This window comes from Pseudomonas sp. NPDC086581 (genome assembly GCF_044746165.1).
In the GTDB taxonomy this organism is placed as follows: domain Bacteria; phylum Pseudomonadota; class Gammaproteobacteria; order Pseudomonadales; family Pseudomonadaceae; genus Pseudomonas.
Genome location: NZ_JBIVBR010000021.1, coordinates 1 through 15,623 on the forward strand (window position 1 = coordinate 1; position 15,623 = coordinate 15,623).

Consider the following 15,623-nt stretch of genomic DNA (forward strand, 5'->3'; position numbering starts at 1 on the left):
GAAGCGTGGGTTTTGCAGCAGGATGGCGGACAGCAGCGTACTGCCCGAGCGCGGCAAACCCGATATGAAGTGGAAATTCTGCATCCCTGCGCAACAACTCAATGGCACTTTGCAATTGCGGGATGCTATTCGGTCTGGGAAATTTCGTACAGATTTTTCGGACTGACCGCGGGAGCATAGACACGCCCGCCGACCGCCCACTCCAGGCAAGGCCCGGAGTAGACATCTACGCGCTAGAAGCCGCTCTCCCGAACCCCCACCGCCGCCAGGCGCCGCAGGAAGCCGCCGAGCAGCGACTCACTGCGCCCCTGCAAGCTGGCCACGCCGCGCACGGCCTGGACCGGCGCCGGGTGGTCAGCCACTAGCTCCAGACGCGCGCCGTACTGGGCGTGTTCGGGGACCGCACGTTGCTCCGCATCGCGGCGTACGGCCAACGGGCCGCCCTGGTCCGACGCCAGCAGTGGCAGCGCCAGGGTTGCGCTGCTGGTTGCATCCAGCTCACTCAAGCGCACCGGCAACGACGGCAGCCCCGGATCCTCGGCCACGAAACGGCCCTCAACGCCCAACGCCAGGCGCTCCAGCGACTGCTGCTCGACATAACCGCGCAGCTTGGGCCGCTGCTGCCCGACCACGCGAAGCAGAACCTGGTCCGGCGCCAGCCAGACGCCTGCCTGCAAGCCGCGGTCGAGATCGCGCACCACGCCATCCTGCGGCGCACGCAGCAGCAGGCGCTCGCGTTCGGCAGCCAGCCCACGGTAGTCCGCCAGTTGCTGCGCGAGCTGGCTTTCCAGCACGCCGGCATCGGCGACCATCAGTGGGTTGGCCCGGCTACGGGCGATCTGCAACTGCAGCGAGCGCAGTTGCAGACCGACGATCCTCAGGCGCGCCTCAAGGTCCGGCGAGGCCAGTTCCAGCAGCGGCTCGCCCACTTTCACTGCCTGCCCCTGGCTGACCAGCAGGCGGGTAACCTGCGCTCCCACGGGGGTATGCAGCTCGCTGACCTGCGAAGCCTCCAGCACCGCCGGCACTTCCACCGACGTGCGCCAGGGCACCAGGAGCAACAGGCCGATCAGTGCCAGCCCGGCCAGGGTCGGCAGGCTGCGGCGCGGTTGCGCATGTTCGCGGTTCTGCCACCAGAACTTCAGCTCGCGGAAGATCGGCAAAGCAATGAACCAGCCCAGCTCCACCAGCATCAGGAAGATACCCAGCGCCTTGAAGAACAGGTGATAAACCGCCAAAGCGATGCCAAAGAAAAGCAGCGCACGCCAGACCCAGGAGGCATAGCCCCACGCCAGCAGGCGTCGGCGCAGCGTCGGTGGCAAAGGTTCGGGCATCGGTGCGCCGTAACCGAACAGCGTCTCGCGCAGGCGCCAGCGGCACAGGGCGAAGGCACGTCCCTGGAGGTTGTCCACGCCCAGCAGGTCGCCTAGCAGGAAGTAACCGTCGAAGCGCAGGAACGGGTTGAGGTTGATCGCCACCGTGGTCAGCCAGGTGGCGCTCGCCAGCAGGAACGCCGCCGTGCGCATCGGCCCATCGGCCAACAGCGACCAGGCCAGCAGGGCCACGCAGGCCAGGAGCATTTCCGCCAGCACACCACCGGCACCGATCAGCAGGCGGCTACGGCGATCCCTCACGCGCCACGCGTCGGACACGTCGGTGTAGAACATCGGCAGCAGCACCACGAAGGCAATCCCCATGCTGTGCACCCGACAACCGGCGCGCTTGGCCATATAGGCGTGCCCCAGCTCATGGCAGAACTTGGCCAGCCAAAGGGCAATACCGAAAGCCGCCGCACCGGACCAACTGAACAGGTAGGAAAAACTGCCGATGAAACGATCCCAATCGCGGGCCATCAGGAACAACCCCAGCGCCAGCACGAGAGGCAATCCGTAGCGCAGCAACGCGCCACCGTGCCGAGCCAGCCAGGGCCAGGTACGGTTGAGGAACGGATCGGGCCGCCACAGCGGAATCCGGAAGAACAGATACTGGTGCAACGCCTTCTGCCACACGCTTTCGCGCCGGGCGTCGACTTTGGCCGAGTAGCTGGCCCGCTGCTGCGGGTCGCTGGCGGCGATCAGGTCATGCTCACGCAGAAAACGCTCAAGCTGGGCCAAGTCGTCTTCGCCCAGCGCGCGGCCGGAGCCCTGATTGGCCGCGGCCAGCACCGCCAGCGGCGCGCCCAGCGCCCATTGGCGTAACAGCCGCACGGCGGCTTCGCCGAGCTTGAAATAGCGACCGCGCAAAGGGTCGTTTAGCACCCATTGGGCGGCACCGTCGAAGGCCGGGGCGGCCTCGGACAGCTGCAGGTCGTCACGCAGCGCCGGCAGGCTCAAGGTCATAGCCCCAGGGTCTGGCGCAGGGCCGTCAGCGGCCGGCGCAACAGGTAATAGCCCAGCGGCGCCCGTTCGCCATAGAGCTTGGCGGTGCCGCGCAGGCCGATGCGCGGCGGGGCCTCGTCGAAGCCAGCCAGCAGGCGGTAGGCCAGCCCACCGCCAGGCACCGGCTCGGCTTCATAGCCGATGCGCTGCAAACGCGCCGGCACCGAGGTCAGCGGCTGGTTGTCGAGAAACAGCGCCACCTCCGCGTCATTGTCCAACTGCATGACGTTGCCGGTCGGCAATTCGATGCGCAGTTCGGCACTCTGCGGATCGGCAATCTCCATCAGGCGCTCGCCCGTGCGCACCGGCTTGCCCGTCCAGCGTTCGGCGTCGGCAAACACCGCCACACCGCTCTGTTCTGCGCGCACTTCGCTGCGTTGCAGCAAGTCGCGGGCGTAGTCGCGCTCAGCGCGTTTCTGCTCGACACGGGCGGCCAGCAGGTCCAGCCGCGCCGCCGATTCGCCATCCTGGAAGGCACGCTGACTATTCGCTTTCAACTCCGCCTCGGCGACCGCAAGGGCGCGCTCGGCGACATCCGCCTGGGCTTTGAGGGTGGTGGCATCGAAGCGCACCAGCAGGTCGCCGCGTTGCACCGTCTGGTTCGGTCGCACGACCACCTGGGCGATCACGCCGTCCAGCGGCGCAGCAATCACCCGCCCCCCCTTGGGCACGACTTCCGCCGGCGCCAGGGCCGACTGGCGGATCGGCAGCAGCAACAGCAACGCAGCGGCTCCCAGCGCTACCGCAAGGCGCCTTTTCGGCCAGCGCAGACGCCACGGAAGGCGCGGCTGGAGGGCCAGCCAAGCGTGGGAGTAGGTTTCGCCCAGTTCCATCAGCAAGGCGTGTTCTGCCGAATTCCACGGTTGCTCCCGCGCCAGCCACAGACCGCCGAAACAGATTCCGGCACGGTCGCGCAGGGGCAGCCAGAACACCTGCGGCAGGCTCATCTGTTGCTGGTCCAGGCGCAGTTGTTCACTCAGCAGGTGGCAATCAACGGCACCGGGCTCGTCCAGCAGCCCCGCCGCGTGCAGCTCACTGCAGGCACCCTCGATGTAGGCCACGAACGGGGCGTTCGGCTCGACCTGGCTGATGCCGGTCAGCGCACGAACCTTGCCGGCGATGACCAGCGCACCATGGCGAAAGCCGAAGAGGGCCTGGCCGTCGTTGACCATGGCGAAGCACAGGCGCTCCAGGCTATCGGCTGCACGCGCCTGGCGCTGCAGCCCCAGATACTGGGCGAAGGCTCGCTCGGTGCCGCTGGCGGCGGCGTTCATGGCGCTTCCGCGAACTGCGCGGTACCGCTCATGCCAGCGACCAGCCCAGCGGTGGGCGGCACGTTGGCAATCAACAGGAGTGTCTGGCTGGCTTCGTCGATGCGCGCGCCCAGGCGCTTGATCTCGACTTGCAGCGACTGGCCAGTTTCGTCAGGGGTGAAGCTGAATTGTGTGCCCGGTTTGAGCTTCGACAACCAGCGCGAAGGCACCAGCAGGCGAATTTCCAGGCTGCGGTTGTCGACGATCTCCAGCAGAGGCGAGCCGCTGGCGACGCTTTCAAAAGGCTGCGCCTTGCGCTGCACCACCTGGCCATCGTAAGGCGCCTGCACGCCGCAACGGCGCACCTGCACCTGATAGACCTGGGCCTGGGCCTGGGCTTCGGCCTGCTTGGCCTCGGCCAGCGCGACTTCATAACGCCCCACGGAGTTCAGCGCGGCCAGTTGGCGGTTGTGGGAAAGCTCCTCAGACGCGGCGCGTACGCCTGCCTGGGCGGCATTGAGCTGGGCCTGGTAGGCGGAACAGTCGAAGCGCACCAGGACATCGCCCTTCTTGAAGGACTGCCCTTCGGCAAAGGGCATCTCGAGAATCCGCCCGGCCAGCTCGCTCGACAGCATCGCCTGCTCACGGGCGTGCAATACGCCACGAATGTCCCGGCTGCCCCCGGCATCGCTGGAGGAAACCGGCAACAAAGGATCAGGCGCGGGCTCCGTCGCCTGCGCACCGACCGCCAGGGCCAGCAAACTCCAGATTCCCCACACCACCTGCCTGCGCATCCCTCGCCCTCCTCTTCACGAAGCGCGAAGTCTATGTGAGCGCAGAGGCGTAGGAAATATCCGCCGAGCACTCTGCCACTATTTATTCGCGGTGGAATCGCGGTAGTAGCCCAACACCAGTTGCACCAGCGCTTCTTCGATGACCTCACGCCGCCCCGGCGCCAGCGGTCCAACAGGGCTCGCAGCACGCCGCCGACGGTGTGGGCGTGGGCGAGGATGAACACCTCGGCCTCGTCTGGCTTGCGCAGTTGCTGGTCATGGTCGACCAGGCCGTGGGGCACCAAGTGAGTCATGATGCTGCCGCGCAGGGCCGGCAGCGGGCGGGCGGTCAGCGCATCCGGCGCCATGGTCGGCGTGTGCCTGACGGTGGTCGGCATCCTGCGCATCATCATCGGCCAACACCGCGTCGACCTGATCAGCCAGGACGTGCTCGCGGCAATCACGGTGATCTACCTGGCCACCACCCTCGCCGCCTGCTTCGGCCTGCGTACCCGCAAGCTGCAGCGTGACCATAGCCTGGAGCGCCTCGCTGACACGCTGTTTCTGATCGGTCTGACCATCACCACGCTGACCACCGCCTTCATCGCCTGCGCCATGTCCTGCTGTTGAACCGGCGATGACTGGCACGGCTCGCTTCATGAAGAGCAATCCGCTGCCCGCCTTGGCATCATTGCGACCATCGCCCTACAAACATCAGCCCAAATTGATGTCAGCCCAATCAAATATGAATTTTTCATGATGCAGCAGCACCCTACTCTGGCTACGCGCTGCACTGACAGCGCCAGCTACTCAGCCGTCCTCTAGAGACGCGGGTTCTCGATAACAACTCCAACTGCCCCGAGGATCTCCCATGCGCCTTCGCTCGCTCATGCCTGGCCGTGAATCCCCCTTTTTCCTCAACACCGGAGGCCGGCATGTCTGACCTTCGCCGCTCCACCGCCGCCAATGGCGACGAAAGCCTGCTCGCCAGCCACGGCTATCGCCAGGAGCTGGATCGCGGGCTGAACCTGTGGTCATCCTTCTCGGTCGGCTTCGCCACCATTTCCCCAGTCGTAGGTATCTACTCGGTGATGTCCCTCGGCGCCATGAGCGTCGGGCCGTCGTGGGTGTGGATCGTGCCCCTGTGCCTTCTGCTGCAGCTGACCGTGGCGCTGGTGTACGCGGAGTTGTCTTCGCAGTTCCCCCTGGCCGGCGGCTGCTACCAGTGGGTGCGCCGGCTGATCGGCGACCGCGCGGCCTGGTTCACCGGCTTCCTCTACCTCGCCTCCGCCCTCGCCTCGCTGACCACGGTCGCCTACCTGGGCGGTTTCTGGCTCGGCCTGCTGGTTATCGGCGAGCCGCCATCGGCCAACGTGCAGGTGCTCTGCGGCGCGGCGCTGCTGGCCCTGGGGCTGGGAGTGAACCTGCTGGGCATCAATCCGCTGAAGTACTTCGTCAACGCAGGCATCTTCGCCGAGGCCATCGCTTCCATCGGCATCGGTGTGCTGTTGCTGCTGTTCTTCCGCAACCACTCCTTCGAGCTGCTGTTCAGCAGCCTGAATGCCCTGGAAGTCTCCGGCGGAACCTACTGGTCGGGCTTCCTCACCGCGCTGGCGGTCGGCGGCTGGGCCTTCCTCGGCTTCGACGCCTGCTCGCAGATTTCCGAGGAAACCACTGACGCCCGCGTCTCGACCCCGCGCGCCATCCTGCGCTCGATGCTGGTAGTCGGGCTGACTGTGATGCTCACCGCGTTCGCCGTCACCCTGTCGTACAAGGACCCCGCCGCCGTGGTCAGCGGGCAGATCATCGACCCGGTGACACCCGCCGTGGTGGACGCCTTCGGCGCCTGGGCCGAGCGGCCGTTCGTGGCCATCGTGCTGGTCGCATTTGTTGCCTGCGTGGTGTCGGTGCAGACCTACATCGGCCGCGCCATCTTCGGCATGGCCCGCGATGAAATCCTTCCCGGCTCCGCCCTGTTGCGCCGCGTGGACAAGCGCAAGGTGCCAATGGCCGCGATGGTCTGCAGCACCCTGCTGGCGAGCCTGGGCCTGGCGCTGGGGCTGAACGCCACTGCGGTCGGCACGCTGATCGCCTTCGGCAGCGGCGGCTTCTTCTTCGTCTTCCTGATCGTTGCCGCCAGCGCGCTGTATGCCCGCCTATGCGGTCGCTGGGACCCGGACAAGGGCGCACTGAAGCTGGGCCGCAAGGGCCTTGTGGTCAACGTCATCGCCGTGGTCTGGCTGGTGTTCGAGGCGATCAACGTGGCCTGGCCGCGGGAGATACTCGCGCCGCCTGGCGCGCCCTGGTTCCAGGTCTGGGCGGTGGTCGTGGTGTTCTCCGTGCTCGCCCTGTTCGGCCTGGCCTACCTGTTCATCGCCAAGCCGCACCGTCGCATCGCCACCAGCCTGAGCTTCGCCGGCCGCGCGGTCGGCTGAGCCGTCGACTGAATCACCCGCGCCGGTACGCACCGGCGCCTCTCCTTTCCTTCTGCCCTGCCGGTCCGCCCTGAGCCCCGGCACGGGCAGGTCATGCCTGAAATCCGGAGCTTCCCATGTCCACCCTGAACTACTGGAACTACCCCACGGAAATCCTCTGCGGTGTCGGCGCCCTCGACCAACTGGCCGAGCGCTGCCGCCTCGCCGGAATGCGTAAGCCGCTGCTGGTCACCGACCCCGGCATGCTCGAACTCCCGCCGCTGGATGAAGTGCGTCGGCGCCTGGAAGCCGCCGGCATCGACTACGCGCTGTTCCACGGCTTCTCCAGCAACCCTGCGCTGGAGGAAGTCTCCACCGGCGCCCTGGCCCTGGCCGAAGGCGGCCATGACTCGCTGATCGCCCTGGGTGGCGGCAGCGCGCTGGACGCAGCCAAGGGCATCGCCCTGCTCAGCCGCGACGCCGATGGGCTGCGCCACTTCGAATGGTCGCAGCTGATCGAGCACTACCCGACCCTGGGCGATCATCCGCGCCTCGACCTGCCGCCGCTAATCGCCATTCCCACCACCGCCGGCACCGGCTCGGAACTGGGCCGCGAAGCCGTGTTGACCGACACCTTGCGCGGCATCAAGATCGTCGTCGGCCACCGCGAACTGCTGGCCCGCTCGGTAATCCTCGACCCGGTGCTGACCGTCGGCCTGCCGAAGCCGCTCACCGCCGCCACCGGCATGGACGCCCTGACTCATCACCTGGAATCGCTGTTCTCGCCGCTCTACCACCCCATGTCCGCCGGCGTCGCCATCGAAGGCGTGCGCCTGATCAAGGAACATCTGCAGCGCGCCGTGCACAACGGCACCGACCTCGCTGCCCGCGAAGGCATGCTGGTGGCCTCGGCCAGCGCCGCCGTGGCCTTCCAGAAAGGCCTCGGCGGCGTGCATGCGATGGCCCACCCGCTGGGCGCGAAGCACCACAAGCACCACGGCCTGCTCAACGCGGTGCTGTTGCCCTATGTGCTGGTGGCCAACCGCTCGGCCATCGAGGCGGACGCCACGCGTCTCGCCCGCTACCTGGAGTTGCCGGAAGCCAGTTTCGACGGTCTGCTCGGCTGGGTGCTGGAACTGCGCTCGTCCGTGGGCATTCCGCATACGCTCAAGGAACTGGGCCTGGACGGCGAAGACGCGCAATGGGTCGGCGAGCAGGCCGTGGCGGACATTTCCTCCTCCGAGACCAATGCCCTGCCACTGCAAGCCGGGGACTACTCGCGCATCTACCTCAACGCGGTCAACGGCGTACTCGCCTGAGGGTTAACCGCCGAGGCCGTGCACGCTCAGCAGGTCTTCTATAAAGGCGCGGGCGGCCTCACTGCGGGGCCGCCCGGCGTAAGTGATCATGCTGTGGGTCACCTCGTAGCAGAGCTTCTCCGGTAGCAGCGGCTTCATCCGACCGCGCTCGACCCAGATGTTCGCGTAGTGGGTCGGCAGGTAGCCCAGGTGCGTGCCGGCCAGCACCGAATGCGCCACCGCCTCCATGTGATGCGCGGTGGCGCTGCTGCGTTCGGGGCGGAACGGCAGTTCCTGGTCCGCCGGCAGGAAGCCATGGCGCACCCAGTTGTACTCGGCGATCTGCTTCAGCGTCGGCTTGCGCGCAGTGAACAGCGGATGGCGCTCGCCGCAGAACACGCCGATCTCCTCGGTGTACAGCGGCAGGTAATCCAGGGTCGGCCGGGTGCGGCTGAAGTAGGAAATCGCCAGGTCCAGCTGGCCGTCGATCACCGCCAGCTCCAGCTCGGTGGGCGAGTTCACGTAGAGGTTCAGCTGCACGTCCTGCTCACGGCCGTGGAAGGCCGCCAGGGTCTCGTCGAAGCGCGCCTGCGGCAATGTCGTGACGTTGTCCGCCAGCCCCAGGTACAGCTCACCGACCAGTTGCCCGGACAGCGCCTGCGCCTGGTCGCGGAACAGCCCGATGGCGTCGAACATCGTCTGCGACGCTTCGAGAATCCGCTGCCCCTTCGCCGTCAGGCGGAAGCCGCCCTTGCCACGCTCGCACAATCGATAGCCCAGGCGCTTTTCCAGGCTGCCGATGTGCATGCTGATGTTCGACTGGCTCATGTTCAGCTCGGCCTGCGCCGCGGTGAAGCCGCCGCACTTCACCACGGAGGCGAAGATGCGCAGCAGGCGCAGATCGAGGTCGGTGAAATTCCTGAGCATGGGCAGAGTCCGGCGCCGGGCGGGCGGCTAGTCTACTGCAGAGGGCGGAGCCAGTCCCGCTGGTGCGATCCGATGGAATCCCCGGCGCGCCCGCGAGTCCTTCTTCAGATACCCCTCACAGACCATCCAGCACGGAGAGACGCCATGCTGCTCGAAGGTTCATGCCACTGCGGCGCCGTGCGCTTCAGTCTGCACAGCGCCCATCCCTACCCTTACCAACGCTGTTACTGCTCGATCTGCCGCAAGACTCAGGGCGGCGGTGGCTATGCAATCAACCTCGGCGGCGACGCCGCCAGCCTCAAGGTGCGCGGGCGCAAGCACATCAGCATCTATCACGCGAAGATGCGCGAGGAAGGCCAGCGCACCCGCACCAGCGGCGCCGAACGGCACTTCTGCAGTCTGTGCGGCAGCGGGCTGTGGCTCTACGATTCACGCTGGCCGGAGCTCATCCACCCTTTCGCCTCCGCCATCGATACGCCGCTGCCGGTGCCACCCGAGCACACCCACCTGCTGCTGCGCTCCAAGGCCAGCTGGGTCGAGGTGGAGACCGGACCACATGACCTGCAATTCGACGACTACCCGCAGGAGTCCATCGCCCAGTGGCACCAGCGCCTGGGCGTGGAGCAGTGAGGTTCACCCGCGCCAGAACGGCTTGGCGATCTCCTGCGCCACCTGGCGGCGCGTCAGCCCGATGTCCTCGATCAGGTGCGGATTGGCCCTGGCCATGCAGGCGAGCTGCCGGCGTACCCGCGCACGCGCCTGCCAGAGCGCCAGCAACTGCATCAAGGAAAGCAGGCTGAACGGCCGGAGCGAGGCTTCCGGCAAAAGCAGGCGGGGAGTATCGTTCATGGCAACCTCCGTTCGACTCGTGCCTCATGGGGCCGAGCATGGCGGTCGCCCGCGATGCCGTCCTCAAGCGGCGCCAAACACTTCCAAAAACTTGCAAAGGGGGCGTCATGCAGCAACCGCGTCTGGCTTTCGGCCCCTTCGTGCTCGATGGCCCAACCGGCGTGCTCAGGCGTGACGAGCGGCCGGTCGCCATCGGCTTTCGCGCGCTGAACCTGCTGCAGACCCTGCTCGAACGGCCGGGCGAGATCCGCACCAAGGCCGAGCTGATGGATGCCACCTGGCCGGGTCTTGTCGTCGAGGAAGGCAACCTCACCGTACAGATCGCGCACCTGCGCAAGGTGCTCGGCGAAGCACCCGACGGCAGCCCGTGGATCACCACGGTGCCCCGTGTCGGCTACCGTTTCAGTGCTGCCGTACAGCGCCTAGCGGACGCAACGCCCCCGCTGCCGGCCCTGCCAGAGGAGCCATCCATAGCCGTGCTGCCCTTCGTCAACCTCGGCGGAGACCCGCAGCAGGCCCTCTTCGCCGACGGCCTCAGCGAAGACCTGACCACCGAGCTTTCGCGCGTCGGCGGGCTGTTCGTCATTTCCCGCACCTCGGCCTTCGCGTACAAGGGCAAGGCCATGGACGTGCGCGAGATCGCCCGCGAACTCGGCGTGCGCTACCTGCTCGAAGGCAGCGCACGGCGTGCCGATGCGCGCGTGCGGATCAACGCGCAACTGGTGGACGCCAGCACCGGCGAACATGTCTGGGCCGAGCGCTTCGAGAGCCGCGTGGAAGATCTCTTCGACCTGCAGGACCAACTGACGGGGCAGATCGTCCAGGCCCTGCTCGGCCACCTGCGCATGCCGCTGCCGCGCAACCGGCCGAAGAACCTGGAAGCCTACGAACTCTGCGTGCGCGCCCGCCAGCTGATGGATGATTCGCCGTTGGCTGCACGGGAAGCACACCTGATGCTCAGCCGCGCCATCGCCCTCGACCCGCAGTACGCCGAGGCGCGGCGCTGGTTGGCGATGAACCACTGGATGGGCTGGATACACAGCGGCGGCCCGACCCCGCTGGAGCGCGAAACCGCCCTGGCGCAAGCGCGCGAGGCAGTGGCCATTGACCCCAACGATGCCGGCTGCCGCTGGAGCCTGGCTTATCTGCTGAGCTACGAGCGCCAGTACGCCGAAGCCGACGCGCAGTTCCAGCGAGCACTCGAACTGGACCCCAACGATGCCGACGCCTGGACCGCGCTGTCCGACGTCAGGGTACTGGCCGGTCGCATCGACGAAGGCCTGGAGCACATCCGCCGGGCCTTTCGCCTCAACCCTTTCCCTGCCGGCTGGTACTACCTGACGCTGGGCCAGGCGCAGTACGCGGCGCGCGATTACCAGGGCGCGATCCAGACCCTGCGCCGCGACGAGACCTACCGCAGCAGCTCGCGGCGTTTCCTCGCCGCCAGCCTCGCGCAGCTGGACCGGCTGGACGAGGCCCGTGCGGAAACCGAGTTCTTCCTGGTCACCAACCCGGACTTCACCATCCGTCACTGGGTGGAGACCGAGCCACTGCGGGACGCGGCAGTGCGCGAGCACTTCGTCGAAGGCTTCCGCAAGGCGGGCCTGCCGGATTGACGGGTTGCGTCACCTCGTAGGGCGCATAACCCGGAACAGGTTATCCACCGGCCACCCTGGCGGATAACGCTGGGGGCGTTTTGCGCCCTACACCTGCATCACCCTTGGATTGAAACGGCGGGCGGACTTCGCGCCGGCATCACAGATTTGTAATCCACGCCCGCTAACTTGCTCGCCCACATTCCGCACCCCGGCACACAACAGCCGGAGCGGCCCGACCGGCGCTGCCAGAAGACGGACCATGACGGTAGACACGAGCACCTCGCGCAAGCAGTTCCTGATTCGCTCCGAGAACATGACCGCCGACGATTTCGGCCAGCTGTACACGCGGATGTTCGGCAACCTCTATTCCGGGATGCCACGGCCCGAAAAACCCATCGCCATCGGTGGGGTCTACGGTCGCTACGAAGGCGTGAGCTTCCGCCGCCTGAGCTTTCGCGGCGACCTGCTGGCCGAGATGCCGGATCTGGACGACGAGATCACTTTCATTTTCCCCACTGCCGGCCGCGTCGTCTTCAACCAGTGCAGCGACAGCGTCGGCTTGCCCAGCGTCGGACTGGCCATGGAGAAGGCCTCGGTGCGCTCGGTCGGCTTCATCGACGGGCATGCACACCACGGCCTGTCGGTGCGCCGTTCGCTGTTCGCGCGCCGTCTGGCGACCCTGCTCGGCCGGCCGATCACGCACAAGGTGCGCTTCCAGCCACGGGTGGACCTGAGCAACGAAGCCTTCCAGGGCATCAAGGCCATCGTCGCCATGGCCACCGGAAACGAGTTCGACCTGCTGATCAACTCCAGCGCACTGATGCCGGCGCGCCTGCAGGAAATGCTGGTGGACTCGGTGCTGGAAATCTGGCCGCACAACTACACCGACGCACTCAGGCGCCCCGCCCCGCAGATCGCTCCGCGCCACGTGAAGCTGGCCATGGATTACATCCAGGAGCATCCGGAGGCGATGGTCAGCGGCAGCGACCTGGCCGCGTTGACCAGCGTCAGCCTGCGTGCCCTGCAGGACGGCTTCCGCCGCTTCGTCGGCAGCTCCATCGTCGCCTATCAGCGCGAAGTGCGCCTGCAGCGTGCCTACGACGCGCTGCAGCACGACAGCGCGCAGTCGGTCAGCGAGATTTCCCTGGCGCTGGGCTTCAGCAATGTCGGGCGCTTCTGCCAGTACTTCCAGAGCGCTTATGGCATGAGCCCGGCGGACCTGCGCAGGAACCTGACGCTGCCCGTGTAGCGCGTGACCCGGAACGGGTTATCCGCCGGCCACCCTGGCGGATAGCGCTGTGTTCAGGCTGAGCCCCCTCACCCTAGCCCGCTCCCGGAGGGAGAGGGAACCGTCCGGCGCAGGATGAAACCATGGTGTCAGCCGCACGATCTGCTCCCTCTCCCCCTGGGAGAGGGCTGGGGTGAGGGAGTGAGCGGGCACGAATCTAATCAGGTAAAGACGGTTACGGAGCGCGCAAGAAAACGGCCCGTCGGGTATTCCCGACGGGCCGTTCTTAAAGCGGTACCGATCAGAACTGGTAGCTCGCCTTCAGGCTGCCGCTGGCACCGTGGCTGCCGCTGCCGCCCAGCGCGCCAACTTCGGCGCCGACGCTGAAGTCGCCCTGGCTGGCGGTCAGGCTGAACGCGCCGCTGAACTGGTCGCGGCTGTCGAAGGCGGCACGCTGGGAAACGTCCAGGCCCAGCAGATGGCCCTCGCTGTCGACCTTGTACTCGCCCAGCGCGTGGTCGTAGCCCACTTCGAGGCCCGGCACCATCTGCCAGCCGCTGCCCAGCGCCACGGGAGCGAAGGAAGCCTTGAGGTTGACGTAGGCGCTGCGGCGGTTCTCGCTGATGTCGTCGACGTCCAGCGCCAGCTCGCTGCCCTTCTCCTGGAAGCTGTCCAGATCCAGATGGCTGTAGCGCAGGCCGATGCTCGGCTCCAGGGTGACGGTGGACACCGCCGTGCGATAGCCCAGCGCGATGCTGCCGCCGCTGAGGCTGCCGTTGGTGTCGCCCTTGGCCTTGCCCAGGCCGCCGCCGATGTCGCGTTTGCTGTTGTAGTCGAGCCAGCCGTAACTGACGTCGGCGTCGACGAACAGGCCCTGTTCCAGGCCATCGAGGGCGAAACGCGCGCCGCCGCGGAGGAAGGTCAGGTCGGTGTCCACGTCACCGCCGGCACCGCCGACGCTGCCCTTGCTGTAGCCAAAGCCGGCGTTGCCGCTGAGCTGCTCGGAGAAGCGCTGGGTCACGCCAACCATCATGCCCTGGGTGTGTTCGTTGCTGCTTTCGGCGTTGGAAGTCTCGGAGTTGCCCTGGTAACCGGCCAGCGCGGTGGTCCACAGACGGGTCTGCCCGGTCTTCAGATCGACGCCGCTGGCATAGGGCGCGGCGGCGCGATCGATCAGCGCATCCTGGCGCAGCAGGTAGCTGGCCGCATCCGCATGCACCTGGCCGCCGACGGTGGACTCGACGCCACCGAGGGTGCCGGCGTCGATGGCCGACTGCAGGTAGTAGTTGTAGGCGGTGTAGGCACCGGACAGGCTGCTGTTCTGCAACTGGGTCAGCAACTGCGCGCCGGCAGCGGCGTTGCCGGAAAGCCCGGCGACGCCCGGCAGGGTGCTGTAGTAGACCATCTTGCCGCGCAGCACGTAGATGGTTTCCTGGGACAGGCCGAGGCCTTCCTTCAGGTAGTTGTCCATGCTGCCGTACTCGGCGGTCACTTCGTCCAGGCCTGCCTGCAGGTAGCTGGCCTGCACACCCAGCAGCGGCTCATAGATGGCCGCCATGCTCGCCGGCAGCATCGCCAGGGTCGCCTTGACCCGCGTGGCGGTGTAGTCGTTGGTGGCCAGGTAGTTTTCCATGATGGTCTGGCTGTCCACCCCGGCGATGCTCAGCAGCACGGCGGCGGTCCAGCCGGTACGGTCCTTGCCGGCGGTGCAATGGAACACCGCGGCGCCGTCGGCGGCGGCCAGCTCGTTGAACAGCGTGGTGAACTGGCCGCGCATGCCGGCGTCGCTGACGAAGGCGCGGTTGGTCTCCTCCATCATCTCGATGGCCTGGGCAGCGCTGGTGAAGGAGATGTTGGTGACGTTGGCGCCGGAGGTGGTGCTGCCGATGATGTCGATGTTCTGGTAGGTCGCGCCCTCCGGGAGGGTGTCCGGCGTGCCGGCGATCTCGCTCGGGGTACGCAGGTCGAACACGTTGCTGATGCCCAGGCTGTTGAGCACCGCCAGGTCCGTGCCCTTGGGCGTCAGTGCGTTCGAGCGGTAAAACACCCCGGAGCGCATCATGCCGTCGTTGCTGGTGGTGTACGCGGTGGTCGTACCGGCGATGTCGCGGAAGTTGTCGATACCAGCCAGGTGCGGCGTGTCCAGGGTGTAGGTCTCGGCTGCGTTGGCGCAGGCGATGGACAGGCTCAGCAGGGACAGGCCGAGGGTGGATGCGGAAAGCAGAGCGCGATGGAGCACGATGTAGCCTCTTTGAGCTTTGTTGGCGGGGGCTACTATCGGTGGCGCTCGGGTCTCGAATATGACAGTTCCGCGCCCGGCACAAATGGGCGCGCGATCTGTCCGTGAGCTGCGTTTTCTGTCCGTGCGGCTAGTCTTCGCTGCGCCCGCCGGACTCGCGGTCGCGCTCATAGAGATGGCGCATCGGGAACGCCGGGAGCCAGGCTTCGCGGCGGCAGGTCCACAGCTCATAGGTGGGCTGGAAGCGGTCCGGCTGGTCCAGCGCGCCGAGACTCACCTCGATCTCGTCGCCGCTGCGGCCGAACACCGAGGAACCGCAGCGCGGGCAGAAGCACCGCCCCTGATACTCCTGCGTGTCGCCTTCGATACACACGGCGCTCTCGGGGAAGATCGCCGAGGAGTGGAACAGCGCGCCATGGTGCTTGCGGCAATCCAGACAATGGCAGATGCCGACCCGGTAAGGCCGGCCGCTGACTTCGACGCGCACGCTGCCGCATAGGCAGCCGCCGGTGATCTGGTCCATGGTGCACCTCCTGATGGGTAGAGAGGGGTTGATCCTGCTTCCCCGGCCTGCGGTCCGCCGGGCCGACGCACGGCCGATTTGGCCGTTTCGCGATATTCGTCGTCCGGATCGCGTGAGACAGCCGTCGCGGCCATGCCTAGCAT

13 protein-coding genes are annotated in these 15,623 nt (G+C 66.9%); 6 read left to right on the top strand and 7 right to left on the bottom strand.

Annotation, left to right across the window (positions count from 1 at the left end):
• Positions 1-233: 233 nt before the first annotated feature.
• From ACIPK7_RS28285 to ACIPK7_RS28295, 3 genes are read right to left on the bottom strand one after another with little or no spacing between them, the layout of a single operon-like run.
• Positions 234-2,333 (bottom strand): HlyD family efflux transporter periplasmic adaptor subunit, encoded by a 2,100-nt coding sequence (locus ACIPK7_RS28285; RefSeq protein WP_401091709.1) that lies wholly within the window; start codon positions 2,331-2,333, stop codon positions 234-236.
• A 2-nt stretch (positions 2,334-2,335) separates the two neighbouring features.
• Positions 2,336-3,652 (bottom strand): efflux RND transporter periplasmic adaptor subunit, encoded by a 1,317-nt coding sequence (locus ACIPK7_RS28290; protein WP_401091605.1) that lies wholly within the window; start codon positions 3,650-3,652, stop codon positions 2,336-2,338.
• Positions 3,649-4,425, bottom strand: coding sequence for an efflux RND transporter periplasmic adaptor subunit (locus tag ACIPK7_RS28295; RefSeq protein ID WP_192435743.1), 777 nt, complete (start codon positions 4,423-4,425; stop codon positions 3,649-3,651). Before ACIPK7_RS28295 ends, ACIPK7_RS28290 begins: the two co-directional genes overlap by 4 nt.
• A 294-nt stretch (positions 4,426-4,719) precedes the next feature.
• On the opposite strand from ACIPK7_RS28295, the gene ACIPK7_RS28300 reads away from it, so the two are divergent.
• The 3 genes from ACIPK7_RS28300 (at position 4,720) to ACIPK7_RS28310 (ending at position 8,137) form a co-directional block, all read left to right on the top strand.
• Positions 4,720-5,034, top strand: a complete 315-nt coding sequence (locus ACIPK7_RS28300; protein ID WP_401091607.1) for a hypothetical protein — start codon at positions 4,720-4,722, stop codon at positions 5,032-5,034.
• A gap of 305 nt (positions 5,035-5,339) precedes the next feature.
• On the top strand, positions 5,340-6,839 hold the full coding sequence (locus ACIPK7_RS28305) for an APC family permease (protein ID WP_401091609.1): 1,500 nt from the start codon (positions 5,340-5,342) through the stop codon (positions 6,837-6,839).
• A gap of 116 nt (positions 6,840-6,955) precedes the next feature.
• Positions 6,956-8,137, top strand: coding sequence for an iron-containing alcohol dehydrogenase (locus tag ACIPK7_RS28310; RefSeq protein ID WP_401091611.1), 1,182 nt, complete (start codon positions 6,956-6,958; stop codon positions 8,135-8,137).
• A gap of 3 nt (positions 8,138-8,140) precedes the next feature.
• Here ACIPK7_RS28310 and ACIPK7_RS28315 read toward each other — a convergent pair whose 3' ends face one another.
• Positions 8,141-9,043 carry a LysR family transcriptional regulator gene (locus tag ACIPK7_RS28315; protein ID WP_192435748.1) on the bottom strand — a complete coding sequence of 301 codons (903 nt, stop codon included), beginning with the start codon at positions 9,041-9,043 and terminating at the stop codon, positions 8,141-8,143.
• 144 nt (positions 9,044-9,187) lie between these two features.
• On the opposite strand from ACIPK7_RS28315, the gene ACIPK7_RS28320 reads away from it, so the two are divergent.
• The gene (locus tag ACIPK7_RS28320) at positions 9,188-9,673 is read left to right on the top strand and encodes a GFA family protein (protein ID WP_401091613.1); all 486 of its coding nucleotides are present in this window, start codon (positions 9,188-9,190) and stop codon (positions 9,671-9,673) included.
• 3 nt (positions 9,674-9,676) lie between these two features.
• Here the strand turns inward: ACIPK7_RS28320 and ACIPK7_RS28325 are convergent, their stop codons facing one another.
• Entirely contained in the window at positions 9,677-9,892 is a 216-nt protein-coding gene (locus tag ACIPK7_RS28325; protein WP_192435750.1) for a DUF1127 domain-containing protein, read from the bottom strand.
• Positions 9,893-9,999: 107 nt separating this feature from the next.
• Between ACIPK7_RS28325 and ACIPK7_RS28330 the strand changes: the two genes are divergently transcribed.
• Both ACIPK7_RS28330 and ACIPK7_RS28335 read left to right on the top strand, forming a co-directional pair.
• Entirely contained in the window at positions 10,000-11,508 is a 1,509-nt protein-coding gene (locus ACIPK7_RS28330) for a winged helix-turn-helix domain-containing tetratricopeptide repeat protein (RefSeq protein ID WP_401091615.1), read from the top strand.
• Between the two features lie 241 nt (positions 11,509-11,749).
• Positions 11,750-12,739, top strand: a complete 990-nt coding sequence (locus ACIPK7_RS28335; protein ID WP_401091617.1) for an AraC family transcriptional regulator — start codon at positions 11,750-11,752, stop codon at positions 12,737-12,739.
• Between the two features lie 280 nt (positions 12,740-13,019).
• Here ACIPK7_RS28335 and ACIPK7_RS28340 read toward each other — a convergent pair whose 3' ends face one another.
• Entirely contained in the window at positions 13,020-14,957 is a 1,938-nt protein-coding gene (locus ACIPK7_RS28340) for a tyrosine-protein phosphatase (RefSeq protein ID WP_401091619.1), read from the bottom strand.
• Positions 14,958-15,087: 130 nt separating this feature from the next.
• Positions 15,088-15,480, bottom strand: a complete 393-nt coding sequence (locus ACIPK7_RS28345) for a GFA family protein (protein WP_401091621.1) — start codon at positions 15,478-15,480, stop codon at positions 15,088-15,090.
• Between the last annotated feature and the right edge of the window lie 143 nt (positions 15,481-15,623).

Excerpts from the sequence above, each read along its gene's own strand:
- ACIPK7_RS28300 (WP_401091607.1), top strand. The coding sequence starts at position 4,720 with ATGCTGCCGCGCAGGGCCGGCAGCGGGCGGGCGGTCAGCGCATCCGGC.
- ACIPK7_RS28315 (WP_192435748.1), bottom strand. The coding sequence starts at position 9,043 with ATGCTCAGGAATTTCACCGACCTCGATCTGCGCCTGCTGCGCATCTTC.
- ACIPK7_RS28345 (WP_401091621.1), bottom strand. The coding sequence starts at position 15,480 with ATGGACCAGATCACCGGCGGCTGCCTATGCGGCAGCGTGCGCGTCGAA.
- ACIPK7_RS28295 (WP_192435743.1), bottom strand. The coding sequence starts at position 4,425 with ATGCGCAGGCAGGTGGTGTGGGGAATCTGGAGTTTGCTGGCCCTGGCG.
- ACIPK7_RS28330 (WP_401091615.1), top strand. The coding sequence starts at position 10,000 with ATGCAGCAACCGCGTCTGGCTTTCGGCCCCTTCGTGCTCGATGGCCCA.
- ACIPK7_RS28335 (WP_401091617.1), top strand. The coding sequence starts at position 11,750 with ATGACGGTAGACACGAGCACCTCGCGCAAGCAGTTCCTGATTCGCTCC.
- ACIPK7_RS28305 (WP_401091609.1), top strand. The coding sequence starts at position 5,340 with ATGTCTGACCTTCGCCGCTCCACCGCCGCCAATGGCGACGAAAGCCTG.
- ACIPK7_RS28290 (WP_401091605.1), bottom strand. The coding sequence starts at position 3,652 with ATGAACGCCGCCGCCAGCGGCACCGAGCGAGCCTTCGCCCAGTATCTG.
- ACIPK7_RS28310 (WP_401091611.1), top strand. The coding sequence starts at position 6,956 with ATGTCCACCCTGAACTACTGGAACTACCCCACGGAAATCCTCTGCGGT.
- ACIPK7_RS28325 (WP_192435750.1), bottom strand. The coding sequence starts at position 9,892 with ATGAACGATACTCCCCGCCTGCTTTTGCCGGAAGCCTCGCTCCGGCCG.
- ACIPK7_RS28320 (WP_401091613.1), top strand. The coding sequence starts at position 9,188 with ATGCTGCTCGAAGGTTCATGCCACTGCGGCGCCGTGCGCTTCAGTCTG.